Below are 15,787 nucleotides of genomic sequence, written 5' to 3'. Positions count from 1 at the left end.
TTATGCTCATAAATAATTAATAACGCCATCCGTGGCTCGATTTTTCAGTATTACTTGCAGAGCCGTCGCCTAACTATCGGTGCTTCCGCTACGCTCGGGGATCACTTCGCGACCCACTCGCTCGGGCTACGCCACATTTGCTTCTGTCACTTCGTTTGCAAAAGCAAACTCGTGCCATCGCAAACGTCGGAACACCTTGGTCGTTAGCCGCCATAACTCGGAATTTCGTTTAAAAGACTAAAATTTATGAATGAATTTAATAAAATTATTCGCTATATAATTCCAGTTTTTACATTTGCAGGTTATTCTTTCACACTTATTTCTATTTCTTTTTTACCAGACATGAGCTTTATGGACGAGTTATCATTTACCGACATTAACCTTACTCTTTTTGCTTCCTTTTCAGTCGGTATAGGTTTTGTAATAAGTTCAGTTCATCATTTATTATTCTGGAGACTGCCTATTTATCCGAAAGTGACTTATCGAGATTATTTTATTCGTTTGCGTACGCATGGGTTGGTTGATTTCAAAGCGGAAGATTTAAAAGAATTAAGTAATGAAGAAGAATTATGGCGTGTCTTAAATATTATTTGGCATCGTTTGAGGAGCGACGATCAAGGTTTGGAAAAAGTTAATAGTAGAAATGACTCTTTAACCGATTTGATGCATGGAAATGGAGCAACCCTCGTTTCTTTGATCTTTGCCGGAATCTTTACAATAAGTTATTTATTATACTATCTTTGCTTCAATATCTATCCTTGGATACCGCACTGCGGATTTATAGCGATGGCCATCGCTTTATTTTTTCTTGCCTTATGGTTTCATTGTTCAAGCTATCAGTTTACTGTTACGAATCTAAATCGATTTGTCGAAACTACATTGTACCATTCACTGAATTTATATAAGAATCAAGTAAAGGATGAAAAAACTAGGGTAAAGAACGGGCCTACAATTTTTTACTACGACTCGAGTAACGGCGGCTAACTATCGGCTCTGACGCAGCGCTTCAGGATGCTTCGCACCTTCGCTTGGCCTTCGGCACATTTCGCTTTGTCACTCGTTTTGCTGAGCAAACCTCGCGCCAAGTCCTTCGGACTCGCGAAACGTCGTCAAGCCTTGGTCGTTAGACGCAATGATGCAAATATATTCTCGTTCAAAGTAATATTCTTTTTCGACTTCAGGAGCATCAAGATATGTCTATATTTACTCTATATTCTAAAGATTTGGATGAAGAAATAGCGATGATTGCTATGGGTTCTGCTCAACAAAAAGGAATCCGCCTAAGGAGGAAGTTTGGAGAAGAGGCAAAGGAATTCGGAAAAGAACTCTTCTTTAAAAAAACTGCACCAACACCGAATGGTGCAAGTTATCCAGAGATTTCATTAAATGAGTGGTACGAGGCAAAAGTGTTTGAAACTCAAAACAAAGATCTCGTTATTACAAATTGGAAGTCAGTTGATAGCCCTAATAAGCCCATACATCCTGTAACAATCTCCGGGAGTAATATAGGACAATTGGCAATAGGAAATATTTACAATAATATTACTATTGGTGAATTGTTTAAAGCTATCTCAGAAAAAATGGGCGAGGAAGAAGGAAAAGATGGTGTTTCGGAATTTAGAAAGCAGCTTGAATCAATTCTATATCATCCATATTTTTCCAACATTGCATCTTCGGCAATCTTTCAATTTATACAAGACATGAAGTTAGGATAAAGCATCTTAGTATATTGCATCACAGCGTCTAACTATCGGTGCTTCCGCTTCGCTTCGAGCTTGCTACGCAACTCTCGCTTGGGCTACGCCACATTTGCTTCAGTCACTCGTCTTGCAAAGCAAGCCTCGCGCCATCGCAAACGTCGGAACACCTTGGTCGTTAGACGACATTCCATAAAATATGCTCAAGAATAAGGAAAAGTTTGCATTGGTTAGTGTGTATGGAGCAGGTCACAGATTGCGCAAGCCATCATATCAGATTGCTCCAAATCTCACGCTCTTGACTAAACAGTTTGTAGAAATTGATAGTTTGTGGAAGAATTGGATGGGGGAGATACAATCTGAAAGGCTTAAGTTATCGAATCTAAATATTATAATTCAAAAAGAAGTGAAAGATCCGAATGTAATTGATTCAGATAATGAAGATTTAAGCAATTTGGCTCATCTATGTTTTAATGCCTTGCTATTAGTTGCAGGGTTTAATTGTGACTATCCTCCATTTATTATCTCCGGTGCAATGATAGATGGGAATCTGAAAGTTCAAACTGTTTCTTCTCTGCAGAAGCCGGGAATTAACCATGTTACTCCTGAATTTTTAATAGAAGAAAGCAATATCTCCGAATTAAGAGATATATTTGCGACTTTAAAAAACTTTTTAGCCACAAAATCCCATTCACGAATTCAGAGAGGTATAAGAAGTTTTATTAATGGGATTAATACTTTCTTTGCGGAAGATCGTATTCATAATTACGTAAGATCATTAGAGAGTTTCATAGTCCCAACTAAAGGCGAAACTGGTCGTCAATTCAAATCAAAGACAGAATTATTCATTGGGACTGAGTATCATACGTTAATAAACGATATTTATTCTATTCGAAGTAATGTAGAACATATGCATGATTCTTTAAAGGGATTATCTCATCTCAGCGGAAGAGATGTGGAAAAACTTTGTGTTATTGTAGAAGGAATCGCACGGTACTGTATAAAGACAATCCTCTTGGATCAAACTAAGTTAATAGAATTCAGTGATAACAATATAGAAAACTTTTGGAAAGATGATAATAAGATCCTAAGGGAAAATCTTTTTCGAGAAAAATTCGACTTAAGAGACTTTACCGCAAAAATGAATGAAGCTGCCGAGTATTTAGCATAATGGAACGTCGTCTAACTATCGGTGCTTCCGCAGCGCTTCGAGCTTGCTTACGCAACTCTCGCTCGGGCTTCGCCACATTTGCTTCTGTCACTTCGTTTGCATAAGCAAACTCGTGCCATTGCAAACGTCGGAACACCTTGGTCGTTAGACGTAATTGCCTAAAAATATAATTAAAGAAGAAAAAATGAATAAGACACTTTTCCTAATAGTAATTCTATTTATGTCTTTCTGGGACTTGAAAGCTGAGCAGATTAAATCTTCTGATTTAATGGAAGGGGATATTATTTTCCACGAATCAAATTCTGAACAAGCCAAAGCAATTAAAGCAGCGACTAAATCACGATACACACATGTGGGAATTATTTTTAAATACGGTAATGATTATAAAGTTCTTGAAGCAATTGAACCTGTAAGAATTACTCCTTTGTCTACTTTTATTAAAAGAGGCCGGAAGAATCACTATGTTATCAAGCGCCTTAAAGATCGCGAAAAAGTATTAACTAATAGTAAAATTCAAGAAATGAAACAATATGGAGATTCTCTGTTAGGTCGACACTATGATATTTATTTTGGCTGGCAAGATGATCGTATTTACTGTACTGAATTAATCTGGAAATTGTATGATAAATTTACAGGTAAGAAATTAGGTGATTTAAAGACTTTGAAAGATTTTGATCTATCATCATCAAAAGTGCAGTATTTAATGAAAAAGCGGTATGGGAATAATATTCCCTACTCTGAACCGGTAATTTCTCCTGTTGATATGTTTAATTCAGCGGAATTGGTTACTATAATCAGTTATAATTAGGCAACTACGTCTAACTTTCGGCTTGGCGTTACGCTTCGGGACGCTTACGCGCCCTCGCTCCAGGCTCCGCCACATTTCGCTTTGTCACTCATCTTGCATGGCAAGCTTCGTGCCAAGTGCTTCGCACTCGCGAAACGTCGCCAAGCCTTGGTCGTTAGACGCAATGGCTATTAAATTCTATAGGTAATATGAAAATTAAACTATTTATCAGTTATTCGGAAAAAGATAGAAAAAAGATAAAATTAATTCAGCAGGTATTCTCAAATGCACCGGAAATTGAATTAATCATCATTGCCAATAATAAATCCGAAATGATATCACTAACGAAAAAAGTCACGGATGGAATAAAGGAATCAAACTATTTTGTTCCAATTCTTACGAGGCAATCTATTTCTGAACAGTGGATAAACCAGGAGATTGGGTATGCAAATGCTTTTAAGGAAATCAAAAACGATTCTTTGAATATACTACCAGTGGCAGAAAAGTCGGTACTGAATAATCTAAAAGGTTTTATACATAAGCAATTAGACATTTCCTTTCTCTTTGAAGGCAATGAATCAAATGAAAGAGTAGAATCTATTAGATTTAAGAAAAACATTCTTTCTTTAAAGGAATTTATTATAAAAGAAAATAAATTGAAATCGGGGCAAAATCCAACTAATGACCTATATAATCTAATAGTAAATAAGCGATTTAATTTTGTATATAATTCTGAAACGAAGAAATCAAAGGATATTATATTCTCTCCAGACGGAACGATAGGAAGAGGTAGGAATCAGAATGAAAATACTTGGGAAATAAAGAATGAAAGATTAATTATCAAAAATTCAGAAGACAAGATTTTTAGCATATTTGCATACGACCCGCAAACCAAAACTTTAAGGCATACAAACGATCCAAATACATTATCTTTAAAAAATCAGTATATGGAATCAGTTGAATAATTTCGCCACTGCGTCTAACTATCGGCTCTGACGCTGCGCTTCGAGATCGCTGCGCGACTCTTGCTTGGGCTACGCCACATTTCGCTTTGTCACTCGTCTTGCGGTAGCAAGCCTCGCGCCAAGTGCTTGCGCACTCGCGAAACGTCGTCAAGCCTTGGTCGTTAGACGTAATAAACCTTGTAGATTATTCTAATGCATCCCGGACATCCATGTCCGGGTTTTCTGAGAGCATTTTTATTGATTATTTAGATTGACAATACTTACATTTTATGTAAGTATTAGTAAATTGATCAAAAGTTTCGAAAACAAAGACACAGAAAAAGTCTGGAAAGGCTTATTTGTTAAATCGATTCCAAATCAGATTTCAGAAATAGCTCTTAGAAAATTGAGGATGATCAACAACTCTCAAAGTGTTGAAAATCTAAAATCACCGCCAGGCAATAAATTAGAGTTACTTTCAGGAAATAGAAAAGGGCAGTATAGCATAAGAATAAACGATCAATGGCGAATCTGCTTTAGATGGCATGAACAAGATGCCTATGATGTTGAAATTGTTGATTATCATTAATTGGATTGTTTGTGTTTGTTTATGAAGAAATGGATTAAGAACCCACATCCTGGAGATATATTAAATGAAGAGTTCCTTAAACCTTTAGGTTTAAGTGCGTATCAACTTTATAAGGATACCGGAATTCCTCAATCTCGGCTAAGTGAAATCATGCATGGTAAACGAAGTATTTCAGCAAATTATGCTTTAAAATTAGGTAAATATTTTGATCTTCCTCCTCAGTTCTGGTTAGGATTGCAGAATGATTATGATCTTTTAGAGGCTGAAAGAAAGATTCATAGCCAATTATCTAAGATTAAGAAATACACGGCTAAAAATAATTCGGCGAAGAAAGTTAAAACGCCATCCGTGGCTTAACTTTTCTTAAACTCAAGGTTTACTACGCCTAACTTTCGGTGCTTCCGCTCCGCTCGGAGATCGCTTTCGCGACTCACTCGCTCGGGCTTCGCCACATTTGCTTCTGTCACTTCGTTTGCATGAGCAAACTCGTGCCATTGCAAACGTCGGAACACCTTGGTCGTTAGGCGCAATATCGCGATTTTCTTTTATTTTTATTATATAAGTTTTAGATTTTACCTTAGAGCCGACCAAATCCAAGATCTACTTTAGGTTAGACCGCTTTTCTCCCTTTTCTTGCTTTATATCGTAGGCTGAAATGTTTTTAAGAATGTTAGGAATCGATCGGAACTACTTGCATCTATCTTTTGTTGAATCCTGCGAAAAGGGTTCGCTACTTTTATAATTTGAAAGTAAATTTGCCACTAATTGCTTTTATTCTATTTGAGGATTTCATAGAGTAGGGCTTGGGTGCAATGTGTTAGGAGCGATACTGCTGCCTAACTATCGGTGCTTCCGCTCCGCTCGGAGATCGCTTCGCGACTCACTCGCTCGGGCTTCGCCACATTTGCGTCTGTCACTCGTCTTGCATAGCAAGCCTCGCGCCATTGCAAACGTCGGAACACCTTGGTCGTTATACGCAATGCCCTATAATCTTTCTTTTTAAAAGAGACTAATTTCTTTAAAAATAGGTAGAATTTTTAATTGACTTAGGTATAACCTGGGTTATACCGATTGTATGAAGACTGCTGTTTCAATTCCCGATGACTTATTCAAAACTGCAGAGAAGACCGCGAAAAGATTAGGGATTCCTAGAAGTCAGCTTTTTGCTAAAGCATTAGAAGAATTTATTCAATTACATAGTAAAGAATCCGTAACGGAAAGACTAAATAAAATCTATCTCAAAGAGAAGGGTAGTTTAGAAGAAAATATTTCTAATTTGTCTGTCGAATTTCTTCGTAAGAGTTTAAAGAATGATTCGTGGTGAGATTTGGTGGGTGGATTTAGGAATCCCATTTGGTAGTGAGCCAGGCTTTAAACGTCCAGTTCTAATTGTACAAGATGATTCTTTTAACGAGAGTAATATTAATACAGTAATTGTTGTATCAATTACATCAAATTTAAATTTAGCTGAAGCTCCGGGCAATGTACTGCTATCTAAAAAAGATTCTAATCTTTCAAAAGAGTCCGTTGTAAATGTATCTCAGATAGTAACTTTAGATAGGGAAAGATTTCTTGATAAAGTTGGTAAATTGAAATCAAGTAAGATGGCTGATGTTGAAGAAGGATTAAAATTAGTTATAGGCCTTAATTAACGGGCACTGCGTATAACTTTCGGTGCTTCCGCAGCGCTGCAGGATTGCTACGCAACCCTTGCTCGGGCTACGCCACATTTGCTTCAGTCACTTCGTTTGCATAAGCAAACTCGTGCCATCGCAAACGTCGGAACACCTTGGTCGTTAGGCGCCATGCCCAAAAATTAATCGCCTTTCTGACGAAATTTGGCGAGATAGTCGCAAATAAAATATTAGGAAGAAAATGAGACCTACGTTCGTAATTAGTTTCACACTTAGCGAAGCTGACATTATAGGGTTTAATGTTTATCATTATAAAACTGCATCATCATTTTGGTGGCGTCGAAATCTATACTGGATTACTTCATTAGCCTTAGCCATTTTTATGATTATTGTTTCAATTGTCCAGAAAGCATCTTTATATGACTTTATTCTCCTATGGATACTTAGCTTTTTACTATTACTAATGTTGCATTTGGTAACCCCTCTTTTAATTAAACTTTCAACTCGGCGAATGCTAAAAGATTATGATAATTCGATATTGTTAGGAGAGAGGGAGATTGCTATTTCTGGAGATCGCATTAATATCAAGATGGCAAATAGCTCATCAACCTTTGAGCCAAATGATATTAAAGCTTTGAAAGAGTCAGCTTCTCATATATATTTATATATTTATATATTTCATCTATGCAAGCTATACTTATACCAAAAGGTAATCCAAAAATTGACTATTCGATTTTACGATCATGTATAGATGATTTTTTAGCGAAGAAATAACATTTTAGGGCACGGCGACTAACTATCGGTGCTTCCGCAGCGCTTCGGGATTGCTACGCAACCCTTGCTTGGCCTTCGGCACATTTGCGTCTGTCACTTCGTTTGCATGAGCAAACTCGTGCCATTGCAAACGTCGGAACACCTTGGTCGTTATGCGTAATAACGCTTGAATGATACTGACGAAAAGTAATAGGTAGACCTTATTATGAGAAAAATATTATTAATTTCAATTTTCCTATTTATTTCAAAATGCTCTTCCCAATATGGGGTAATTAAAGAAGTAAAAGATGATTTTAAAAATTCATCGACTTTAACATTAGAAGTATACGCAAATTCTGAAAGCACAGCTAAAGGAGCTAAGACTTTATTCTTAAATTTTACAAAGTCATTTGATTCAAATTCAGCAGGAGTTATTAGATGCGCAATTTCTGCTAAGACTTTGGTTGGCGGTCAACAAAGGTTTTCAAGTTCTATATTTCTTAAAATTGATAGCAAAAAGATAAATATAAAATTAACAGCTAACAAAATTGCAGCAACCGAGTTATTGGATTTATCAATACGTTCTGGCGAGTTTTTCGTTACAAATGAGCTTCAGAATGATATTCTAAATGCTAATAGTTTATCGGTTCGCTTTTATTCAGGTGAGATCGCATATGATGTAGATTATTCTAATAGCGATCTGAATGTCATAAAAGAATTAATAAAGAAAAGACCTATAATCTAAGCGTTACTACGCATAACTATCGGTGCCTCCGCGCCGCTCGGAGCTTGCTTCGCAACTCACTCGCTTGGCCTTCGGCACATTTGCTTCAGTCACTTCGTTTGCATTGGCAAACTCGTGCCATCGCAAACGTCGGAGCACCTTGGTCGTTATACGAAATGGCTGGAAATTTACTTTTTACAAGAATTGACAAAGTATATCAAATCTGATATATTGACAATGTGAAGTTCAAAATCCAGCTTTTGGAACCTGCTGAAGATTTCTTGTTAAAGCTGGAGAACAAATTAAAAGCAAAAGCATTCAGAACTATTGAATTATTAGCAGAATTTGGACCTGAACTTAGAGAACCTTTTTCTAAGAAGATCCAGGGCTATACTGGATTGTTTGAGTTAAGAATTAAACAAGGTTCCAATATTTGCAGGTTATTCTATTTTTTCGAAAAAGGTAGAGTCGTTATAATAACTTCTGGTTTTGTAAAAAAAGATCAGAAAACTGATAAAGATGAATTAACTAAAGCTTTCAAGTTAATGAAAACTTATAAGGGAGATGGAGCATGAAACTTAAGACTAAAGACTTTGGTTTGCTTTTAAATAAAGAACTTAAGAATAAAGATTTTAAGAAAGAATATGATGCTCTTTCCAATGAATTTACTCTTGCCAAAGAGATTATTAAACTTCGTAAAAAAAGAAATCTAACTCAGAAAGATTTAGCGGAAAAGATAGGCACATCTCAGCCTGCAATTGCAAGAATTGAGTCAGGAAATTATAGGAATTTATCGCTTTCTTTTATTAATCGTTTAGCTAAAGCATTAGATGCGGAACCCGTTATTCATCTAAAAAGTAAAGGTGCTTAATTTAACCAGCCACTTCGTATAACTATCGGTGCTTCCGCTACGCTTCGAGCTTGCTTACGCAACTCTCGCTCGGGCTTCGCCACATTTGCTTCTGTCACTTCGTTTGCAGAGCAAACTCGTGCCATTGCAAACGTCGGAACACCTTGGTCGTTAGGCGCAATATCGCGAATTTCTTTTATTTTTTATTATATAAGTTTTGAATTTTACCGTAGAGCTTATAGCCGAAGCAAGATCTACTTTAGGTTAGACCGCTTTTCTCCCTTTTCTTGCCTTATATCGTAGGCTGAAATGTTTTGCAGAATATCTGGAATCTATCAGAACTACTTGAATATATCTTTTGTTGAATCCTGCGAAAAGGGTTCGCTACTTTTATACTTTGAAAGTGAATTAATCACTAATTGCTTTTATTCTATCTGAGGATTTCATAGAGTAGGGCTTGGGTGCAATGTGTTAGGGGCGATACTGCTGCCTAACTATCGGTGCTTCCGCTCCGCTCGGAGATCGCTTTCGCGACTCACTCGCTCGGGCTACGCCACATTTGCTTCTGTCACTCGTCTTGCATAGCAAGCCTCGTGCCATTGCAAACGTCGGAACACCTTGGTCGTTATGCGCAATGTTGCAATAAATATGAATAATATACCAAGAAGACATCATTGGGTACCGCAATTTTATTTAGAATACTTTGCTGTACCAGATTCTATAGGAACGAAAAGTCCGGAAATATGGTGCTTTCAGAGAAGCGGTACTGACAAACCGGAATTTAAAACCGGTATCCGCGCTGTTGCTGCCAAGAACGATTTATACTCTAAAATATTCGGAGATAGCAAAGATACGACTCTTGAATCGGAATTTTCAGAAGTTGAAGGATTAATGAGCCAAATATGGGAAACTTTAGCTTATGGTAATTTCGACTTTAGTAAATCTGATGCTTATAAAAAAGGATTTTCTCTTTTCCTTGGTTTAATGTTAGTGAGACATCCAATTCAATTTTCTGATTGGGAAAAACTTCATAAAAGAATAGTTAATATACTTGATGAAGTTAAAAAAGAATCAGATAAGGTGACCCTTGAAATATCCGGCACAGAATTGGAATTAGATTTTAAGGAGTATGATTCATATAGAAATCAAAACTCTACGGAATTAAAGAATTCTTTTCTCGACAGTGCGAAAGAAAACATAATGCGTTTGGCTGAGCAATTGCTGAAAAAAAGATGGTCGATTGTTCATTGTGATAAGCCATCTCTTATAACGAGCGATAGTCCCATTCTAATTTTGAATGATAAAAATAAAGGTATCAATAGACCGGATACAAAAATTATATTCCCCATATCTCCATATCGTGCCTTTATAATTGATGATTTGATCGACAAACCACATTGGCAATACTATCCTATATCTGAAAGCAATGCTCATGAATTAAACTATCTACAATGGGTTTCTTCAGATATTAAATTTATGTTTTCACCTCGCTCAATACCAGACGTTCTTACTGAAATTCTGAAAGTTGTTGATCGTAATTCTGTATAATTGCAACACTGCGCATAACTTTCGAGTTGGCGTTACGCTTCGAGATCGCTTTGCGACTCTCGCTCCAGGCTCCGCCACATTTCGCTTTGTCACTCGTCTTGCTGGGCAAGTCTCGCGCCAAGTCCTTACGGACTCGCGAAACGTCGCCAACCCTTGGTCGTTATACGCAAGGCTGGCAAAATCAACTTTTTAAGTATAATTGTATAAAATTCTTGTATGTAATACTTAAGTGTGATACATTGTATTTGTGATTAGTTTAAGAATACCGCCAGATTTAGAGAGAAAGTTGGACTCCTTTGCAAAATCTAAAGGCAAAAGTCGCTCCGAGATCGTAAAAGAATCAATTCTCGAATATATAAAGAATCATAGTTCAAGCAAAACTCCTTTTGAATTAGGTGAAGATCTATTTGGTAAATATTCAGCTAATAATCAGAAATTAGCTCAAAATAGAAAAAGCATCTTAAATAAAACATTAAAGGGCAAGAATGAAAAACGTCGCACTCGTTGATTCTGGTCCAATTATAGCATTATTCAATTCTTCAGATGATTATCATAAATCAGTTTTCAAATTTATAAAAGGTTTTAAAGGTTCCTTATTTACTACTTGGCCTGTAATAACTGAGGTCATCTATTTACTTTCATTTTCAATAGATGCTCAATCAGACTTTTTAGAATGGATAGAGCGAGGAAGTCTGCAGATTTTAGATATAACATTAGATGATCTAAAATATATCAAAAGCCGGATGCAAAAATATTCGGATTTACCGATGGACTTAGCAGATGCATCTTTAATGTGCATTGCAGAGAGAGAAGGGATCTATAATATTATCAGTATAGATTCGGATTTTTCTATCTATAAGACTTTAAAAGGCAAATATTTAACAAATTTATATAAGAATTAGGCCAGCCCAGCGTATAACTATCGGCTCTGACGCATCGCTTCGGGCTGCTTCGCACCCTCGCTTGGCCTTCGGCACATTTCGCTTTGTCACTCGCCTTGCAGGGCAAGCCTCGCGCCAAGTCCTTCGGACTCGCGAAACGTCGTCAAGCCTTGGTCGTTAGGCGCAATATCGCGATTTTCTTTTTATTATATAAGTTTTAGATTTTACCTTAGAGCCGAATTAAGATTCACTTTAAGTTTCCACCGCTTTTCTCCCTTTTCTTGTTTTATATCGTAGGCTGAAATGTTTTGCAGAATGTTTGGAATCGATCAGAACTACTTGCATCTACCTTTTGTTGGATCCTGCGAAAAGGGTTCGCTACTTTTATAATGTGAAAGCAAATTAGCCACTAATTGCTTTTATTCTATTTGAGGATTTTATAGAGTAGGGCTTGGGTGCATCGTGTTAGGGGCGATACTGCGCCTAACTATCGGTGCTTCCGCTACGCTTCGAGATTGATTACGCAACTCTCGCTCGGGCTACGCCACATTTGCGTCTGTCACTCGTCTTGCATAGCAAGCCTCGCGCCATTGCAAACGTCGGAACACCTTGGTCGTTAGGCGCAATATCGCGATTTTCTCTTTTTTTTTATTATATAAGTTTTAGATTTTACCTTAGAGCCGAATCAAGATCTATTTTAGGTTAGACCGCTTTTCTCCCTTTTCTTGCTTTATATCGTAGACTGAAATGTTTTGCAGAATATTCGGAATGTATCAGAACTACTTGAATCTATCTTTTATTGGATCCTGCGAAAAGGGTTCGCTACTTTTATATTGTGAAAGTAAATTAGCCACTAATTGCTTTTATTCTATTTGAGGATTTCGTAGAGTAGGGCTTGGGTGCAATGTGTTAGGGGCGATACTGCTGCCTAACTTTCGGTGCTTCCGCTCCGCTCGGAGATCGCTTTCGCGACTCACTCGCTCGGGCTTCGCCACATTTGCTTCTGTCACTTCGTTTGCATGAGCAAACTCGTGCCATTGCAAACGTCGGAACACCTTGGTCGTTATACGCCAGTTTTTAAAGGTCTTGTTTTATAGAAAATAAAGGAAAAGCAGCTTTAATAGTCTATATAAAAATAAGATTTTCGTTGACAAAATCGCCTGTAATTACATAGTAATTACTATGAGAGCTTCTGTAGTCAAAATAGGTAATTCAAAAGGTATAAGAATACCTAAAGCTGTTTTGGAAGAATGCCATATTGAGGAAGAAGTAGATTTACTTATCGATAAGAATAAAATCATTATAGTTCCTCTAAAAGCCAAGCCTAGAGATGGTTGGGAAAAACAGTTTAAAGTAATGTCTGAAAGAAAAGAAGATAAATTGCTTATTCCAGATTCTATAAATTTATCCGCTAAGGATTGGGAATGGTAGTTTCTCAATACGAAGTTTATCTGATTAACTTAGATCCAACAATCGGACATGAAATCAAAAAATCAAGACCGTGTGTTATAATATCACCGAATGAAATGAATAAGTTCATTAGTACGGTTATTATTGCACCGATGACTACCAAATCTCATGCATATCCAACAAGAATTGAGTTAACGTTTCAAAGTAAGAAGGGTTGGATAGTTTTAGATCAAATCCGAACAGTTGATAAGGTTCGTTTGATTAAAAAGCTCGGTAAGATTGAATCAAAGACTGTTACCAAAGTTAAACAAGTTATCCAAGAAATGCTGGTAGACTAAAGCTTTCTCTGAAAGTTAAAAACCGGCGTATAACTGTCGGTGCTTCCGCTACGCTCGGAGATCGCGTTCGCGACTCACTCGCTTGGGCTTCGCCACATTCGCTTCCGTCATTTCGTTTGCAGAGCAAACTCGTGCCGTTGCGAACGTCGGAACACCTTGGTCGTTATGCGACAGTATTAAAAATGGTTTTTATTAATAAAATAACTCAAAAAGATATCTTAGAAATTTTTGCAGATGTCATTAACGATCGATCCAAGTATTTTGATTTGCATCCATATTTGAATGACGTGCCAGGGTTTAGTATTCAAAAGCCATACGAACAAAATTTGAAGTTTAAACCACCTTTAGATAGAAAAGGAAATCCTGATGAAGTATGTCTATTCAAAGTTGGCTTATATCATCTTGACCCTGATGAGCAGAGTGGAAGATATCAAATATACGTAGCAGCATCGAAATTCAGCAAGTTTATATCGAAGTATCCGTTCTATAATTTTGAACAAGAAGACTGTCCAACAAAAGAATCACTTGCAGAATCGAATAAGACTCCTTCGCCCATCCCAAGGCATTTTGTTGTCGAAATTGATTTAAAAGTTAAAAAATTATATTTGAATAATAAAGAGATTTTGCCTACCAACTTATTTGCAGAATTATATGATTTTCATATAAAGAACGTAACTAGTCTATTTATAGCAAGAAAAAAGATTCAAAGATCTTTGTGCTATATTATTGTTTCACCCTTTAACTTGATCAATGCGGTTCTCTATTTTGCTTCAAAATTGCTTTTCGGGATTACTATTTCAGCAAGTTATAAAAGCAATATAGAACCAGGAGAGCTACAATTAACAAGTTATGCAAACAGAACAAAAACGGTCCCAATTCTCAATTATGAGATGTCGGTACAAACAATATACTCATTTACAGTAATATGCTCAGGGGTTTACGCATATAATTATTATTGTCTGGGAATATCTGACTTTGTTGAATCTGTTCTTAATAATGCAGCATTGACGTTAATTTTCGGACTTCCTCTAGTCATGACATATGATTATTTAATTCCATATTTGTTTGAACAATTGTTTAAACTCAACTTCCGAATAGTTAATCTATTACAATCTCTTTTATTACGTTAATACCGTCGCATAACTATCGGCTCTGACGCAGCGATTCGAGATTGCTTCGCAACTCTCGCTTGGCCTCCGGCACATTTCGCTTTGTCACTCGCCTTGCAGAGCAAGTCTCGCGCCAAGTCCTTCGGACTCGCGAAACGTCGTCAAGCCTTGGTCGTTAGCTGCAATGGCAATGCTATCTTGTATGATAATCTATCTAGACCAAAACAAATGGATTGATCTTGCAAGAGTCAGATCTGGTAGTCCTGAGGGACAGAAATATCAAGAGGTTTATCAAAAGATAAAAGAAAAAGTCTCGACTGGCGAATGGAAATTTCCTCTTTCAAGCGTTCATTATATGGAAGTTTTTGCAATTCGTGATCCTGTTCAAAGAAAAAACTTAATAGATACAATGTTAGAGATAGGGGGGAGATTCTATATAAGACCTTATCTTGTACTACAGTTAATTGAATTGCAAAAACAGATCGCATTAAAATTGGACATTCCAGCACCCGAGCACTCTCCATTCTCAAACAGTTTTTGCGAGTTGTTGGGTATAGACCCGAGCCAGTTGAAGATAGAAGGTGGACCCATCACGAAACTTTTATCTCCAAATTTCGATTATGCAGCGTATATAGAAAATTTACCAGATCCATTTTCCTTTATGTTATCTTCTGGATACAAAAAAGAAGATTTGGAAAAATTGAGCGAAATATGGCAGAACTCAATAGCAGAATTAGAAGATTTAAAGGCTGAACTATCAGATTTAAGTGATAAAGATAAATTAGAAAAATTATTAATTAAATCATTTCATTCTGAAATTGAGCACCGGCTCTCCCACATTCTTAATCAAATCGGAGTCAATGCAACAGTTATTGAAGAAATGATTCAAGACAAAGAAAGATTAGTATCGATCTTACAATTAGTTCCTACTTTAAATTTACACAATAGATTGAAATTGAGACACTTCAAAAATAAAAGTAAAAAGACTCATCGAAACGATATCAAAGACTTTGCTTTTTTGGCGAGTGCTCTGCCTTATGTTGATATTGTAATAGCTGAAAAGCTCTTAGTTTCATATTCAAAGCAGGAAAAAATTGAATCTGAATATAATGTCAAAATTTCCAACGATTTGAATTTTTTGCTGTCATTGTAGAACGTGCCACTGCAGCTAACTATCGGTGCTTCCGCTACGCTTCGAGATTGCTTACGCAACTCTCGCTCGGGCTACGCCACATTTGCTTCTGTCACTCGTCTTGCAGAGCAAGCCTCGCGCCATTGCAAACGTCGGAACACCTTGGTCGTTAGGCGAAAGTTTTCAAAATAATCTTGTCAAAGGTCTTAGTTCATTCAAT

20 protein-coding genes are annotated in these 15,787 nt (G+C 36.8%); 19 read left to right on the top strand and 1 reads right to left on the bottom strand.

Going from position 1 to position 15,787, the window contains the following annotated elements:
* The first annotated feature begins 246 nt into the window (after nt 1-246).
* The 12 genes from CH362_RS18765 (at nt 247) to CH362_RS18700 (ending at nt 9,170) form a co-directional block, all read left to right on the top strand.
* A complete protein-coding gene (locus CH362_RS18765; protein WP_100711847.1) occupies nt 247-984 on the top strand; it encodes a BA5345 family protein in 738 nt (245 codons plus the stop codon).
* 209 nt (nt 985-1,193) lie between these two features.
* Nucleotides 1,194-1,715, top strand: coding sequence for a hypothetical protein (locus CH362_RS18755; protein WP_100711845.1), 522 nt, complete (start codon nt 1,194-1,196; stop codon nt 1,713-1,715).
* Between the two features lie 181 nt (nt 1,716-1,896).
* Nucleotides 1,897-2,868 (top strand): hypothetical protein, encoded by a 972-nt coding sequence (locus CH362_RS18750; protein WP_100711844.1) that lies wholly within the window; start codon nt 1,897-1,899, stop codon nt 2,866-2,868.
* A 184-nt stretch (nt 2,869-3,052) separates the two neighbouring features.
* Nucleotides 3,053-3,676 (top strand): YiiX family permuted papain-like enzyme, encoded by a 624-nt coding sequence (locus tag CH362_RS18745; RefSeq protein WP_100711851.1) that lies wholly within the window; start codon nt 3,053-3,055, stop codon nt 3,674-3,676.
* 188 nt (nt 3,677-3,864) lie between these two features.
* On the top strand, nt 3,865-4,620 hold the full coding sequence (locus CH362_RS18740; RefSeq protein WP_100711843.1) for a toll/interleukin-1 receptor domain-containing protein: 756 nt from the start codon (nt 3,865-3,867) through the stop codon (nt 4,618-4,620).
* Nucleotides 4,621-4,906: 286 nt separating this feature from the next.
* Complete coding sequence (locus tag CH362_RS18735) at nt 4,907-5,188, top strand: type II toxin-antitoxin system RelE/ParE family toxin (protein ID WP_100711850.1); 282 nt, start codon at nt 4,907-4,909, stop codon at nt 5,186-5,188.
* Nucleotides 5,189-5,209: 21 nt separating this feature from the next.
* Entirely contained in the window at nt 5,210-5,545 is a 336-nt protein-coding gene (locus CH362_RS18730) for a HigA family addiction module antitoxin (protein ID WP_100711842.1), read from the top strand.
* A gap of 718 nt (nt 5,546-6,263) precedes the next feature.
* On the top strand, nt 6,264-6,512 hold the full coding sequence (locus CH362_RS18725) for a ChpI protein (protein WP_100711841.1): 249 nt from the start codon (nt 6,264-6,266) through the stop codon (nt 6,510-6,512).
* Nucleotides 6,499-6,840, top strand: coding sequence for a type II toxin-antitoxin system PemK/MazF family toxin (locus tag CH362_RS18720; protein WP_100711840.1), 342 nt, complete (start codon nt 6,499-6,501; stop codon nt 6,838-6,840). The genes CH362_RS18725 and CH362_RS18720 overlap by 14 nt, the downstream gene beginning before the upstream one ends.
* A 961-nt stretch (nt 6,841-7,801) precedes the next feature.
* A complete protein-coding gene (locus CH362_RS18710) occupies nt 7,802-8,320 on the top strand; it encodes a hypothetical protein (protein ID WP_100711838.1) in 519 nt (172 codons plus the stop codon).
* A gap of 218 nt (nt 8,321-8,538) precedes the next feature.
* Entirely contained in the window at nt 8,539-8,874 is a 336-nt protein-coding gene (locus tag CH362_RS18705) for a type II toxin-antitoxin system RelE/ParE family toxin (RefSeq protein ID WP_208859621.1), read from the top strand.
* Nucleotides 8,871-9,170, top strand: a complete 300-nt coding sequence (locus CH362_RS18700; protein WP_100711837.1) for a helix-turn-helix domain-containing protein — start codon at nt 8,871-8,873, stop codon at nt 9,168-9,170. The genes CH362_RS18705 and CH362_RS18700 overlap by 4 nt, the downstream gene beginning before the upstream one ends.
* Nucleotides 9,171-9,224: 54 nt before the next feature.
* Here CH362_RS18700 and CH362_RS19545 read toward each other — a convergent pair whose 3' ends face one another.
* The gene (locus tag CH362_RS19545) at nt 9,225-9,284 is read right to left on the bottom strand and encodes a TraY domain-containing protein (protein WP_108930322.1); all 60 of its coding nucleotides are present in this window, start codon (nt 9,282-9,284) and stop codon (nt 9,225-9,227) included.
* 492 nt (nt 9,285-9,776) lie between these two features.
* On the opposite strand from CH362_RS19545, the gene CH362_RS18695 reads away from it, so the two are divergent.
* From CH362_RS18695 to CH362_RS18655, 7 genes are all read left to right on the top strand, one after another.
* The gene (locus CH362_RS18695) at nt 9,777-10,697 is read left to right on the top strand and encodes a DUF4238 domain-containing protein (protein ID WP_100711848.1); all 921 of its coding nucleotides are present in this window, start codon (nt 9,777-9,779) and stop codon (nt 10,695-10,697) included.
* 247 nt (nt 10,698-10,944) lie between these two features.
* On the top strand, nt 10,945-11,205 hold the full coding sequence (locus CH362_RS18685; RefSeq protein WP_100711835.1) for a ribbon-helix-helix protein, CopG family: 261 nt from the start codon (nt 10,945-10,947) through the stop codon (nt 11,203-11,205).
* Nucleotides 11,183-11,599 (top strand): type II toxin-antitoxin system VapC family toxin, encoded by a 417-nt coding sequence (locus CH362_RS18680; RefSeq protein ID WP_100711834.1) that lies wholly within the window; start codon nt 11,183-11,185, stop codon nt 11,597-11,599. The genes CH362_RS18685 and CH362_RS18680 overlap by 23 nt, the downstream gene beginning before the upstream one ends.
* A gap of 1,161 nt (nt 11,600-12,760) precedes the next feature.
* A complete protein-coding gene (locus CH362_RS18675) occupies nt 12,761-13,009 on the top strand; it encodes an AbrB/MazE/SpoVT family DNA-binding domain-containing protein (RefSeq protein WP_100711833.1) in 249 nt (82 codons plus the stop codon).
* Nucleotides 13,003-13,326, top strand: coding sequence for a type II toxin-antitoxin system PemK/MazF family toxin (locus CH362_RS18670; protein ID WP_100711832.1), 324 nt, complete (start codon nt 13,003-13,005; stop codon nt 13,324-13,326). The genes CH362_RS18675 and CH362_RS18670 overlap by 7 nt, the downstream gene beginning before the upstream one ends.
* A gap of 137 nt (nt 13,327-13,463) precedes the next feature.
* Entirely contained in the window at nt 13,464-14,456 is a 993-nt protein-coding gene (locus CH362_RS18665; RefSeq protein WP_165780296.1) for a hypothetical protein, read from the top strand.
* 181 nt (nt 14,457-14,637) lie between these two features.
* Entirely contained in the window at nt 14,638-15,588 is a 951-nt protein-coding gene (locus CH362_RS18655; protein ID WP_100711829.1) for a hypothetical protein, read from the top strand.
* Nucleotides 15,589-15,787 lie beyond the last annotated feature (199 nt).

Origin of the sequence: Leptospira saintgironsiae, from assembly GCF_002811765.1 — a bacterium.
Lineage (GTDB): Bacteria > Spirochaetota > Leptospiria > Leptospirales > Leptospiraceae > Leptospira_B > Leptospira_B saintgironsiae.
This window is presented reverse-complemented; position numbering and strand designations above follow the sequence as displayed.

Excerpts from the sequence above, each read along its gene's own strand:
- CH362_RS18675 (WP_100711833.1), top strand. The coding sequence starts at position 12,761 with ATGAGAGCTTCTGTAGTCAAAATAGGTAATTCAAAAGGTATAAGAATA.
- CH362_RS18695 (WP_100711848.1), top strand. The coding sequence starts at position 9,777 with ATGCGCAATGTTGCAATAAATATGAATAATATACCAAGAAGACATCAT.
- CH362_RS18740 (WP_100711843.1), top strand. The coding sequence starts at position 3,865 with ATGAAAATTAAACTATTTATCAGTTATTCGGAAAAAGATAGAAAAAAG.
- CH362_RS18700 (WP_100711837.1), top strand. The coding sequence starts at position 8,871 with ATGAAACTTAAGACTAAAGACTTTGGTTTGCTTTTAAATAAAGAACTT.
- CH362_RS18720 (WP_100711840.1), top strand. The coding sequence starts at position 6,499 with ATGATTCGTGGTGAGATTTGGTGGGTGGATTTAGGAATCCCATTTGGT.
- CH362_RS18680 (WP_100711834.1), top strand. The coding sequence starts at position 11,183 with ATGAAAAACGTCGCACTCGTTGATTCTGGTCCAATTATAGCATTATTC.
- CH362_RS18655 (WP_100711829.1), top strand. The coding sequence starts at position 14,638 with ATGATAATCTATCTAGACCAAAACAAATGGATTGATCTTGCAAGAGTC.
- CH362_RS18710 (WP_100711838.1), top strand. The coding sequence starts at position 7,802 with ATGAGAAAAATATTATTAATTTCAATTTTCCTATTTATTTCAAAATGC.
- CH362_RS18765 (WP_100711847.1), top strand. The coding sequence starts at position 247 with ATGAATGAATTTAATAAAATTATTCGCTATATAATTCCAGTTTTTACA.
- CH362_RS18755 (WP_100711845.1), top strand. The coding sequence starts at position 1,194 with ATGTCTATATTTACTCTATATTCTAAAGATTTGGATGAAGAAATAGCG.
- CH362_RS18730 (WP_100711842.1), top strand. The coding sequence starts at position 5,210 with ATGAAGAAATGGATTAAGAACCCACATCCTGGAGATATATTAAATGAA.
- CH362_RS18670 (WP_100711832.1), top strand. The coding sequence starts at position 13,003 with ATGGTAGTTTCTCAATACGAAGTTTATCTGATTAACTTAGATCCAACA.
- CH362_RS18745 (WP_100711851.1), top strand. The coding sequence starts at position 3,053 with ATGAATAAGACACTTTTCCTAATAGTAATTCTATTTATGTCTTTCTGG.
- CH362_RS18725 (WP_100711841.1), top strand. The coding sequence starts at position 6,264 with ATGAAGACTGCTGTTTCAATTCCCGATGACTTATTCAAAACTGCAGAG.
- CH362_RS18750 (WP_100711844.1), top strand. The coding sequence starts at position 1,897 with ATGCTCAAGAATAAGGAAAAGTTTGCATTGGTTAGTGTGTATGGAGCA.